The 587-nt window shown below is 72.1% G+C and carries 1 protein-coding gene; it reads left to right on the plus strand.

What is annotated here, in order from left to right:
* The coding region (locus DS839_RS37155; RefSeq protein ID WP_438816566.1) for a tetratricopeptide repeat protein at positions 1 to 587 on the plus strand (587 nt) is incomplete at its 5' end.

Genomic DNA, 587 nt, shown 5'->3' on the forward strand with positions numbered 1-587 from the left:
GGAGCTATGAAACCACCTTCGCCGAGCTGACCCTGAGCCAGATGATCTGGGACGGCTTCGCTACCCGCAGCGAAGTGGAGCGGCTCGATCGGGCCAAGCTGGTGCGCTACTACGAACTGCTCGGGGCCAGCGAGAACGTCGCCCTGGAGGCCTCCCGCGCCTACCTGGACGTGAGCCGCTACCGCGAGCTGGTGCGCCTGGCCCAGGACCCGGCCGACCTCCAGGGCTGGGTGCTGCTGGGCCGGACGCTGACCTTCCTCGACGAGTTCGAGGCCGCCGGCCGCGCCTTCGGCGAGGCGCTGCGCCACGGTGGCGACCGTGACCCCGAGGTGCTGGTGCGCTACGCCGATGTGCTGGCCGAGCTCGAGGGGGGGCTTGCGGGTGAGCCGGCGGCGCTGATCGAGCAGGCGCTGGCCATCGACCCCGAGAACGCCCAAGGGCTGTGGCTGGCCGGCACCCGGGCCTACCAGGCCGGCGCCCATGAGGAAGCCCGCGCCTACTGGGAGCGCCTGCTGGCCGTGCTGCCGGAGGGCACCGCCGAGGCCGAGGTGATCCGCGGCAACCTGATGCAGCTGCAGCAGCCCTGA

It is taken from the genome of Taklimakanibacter deserti, from assembly GCA_003574785.1.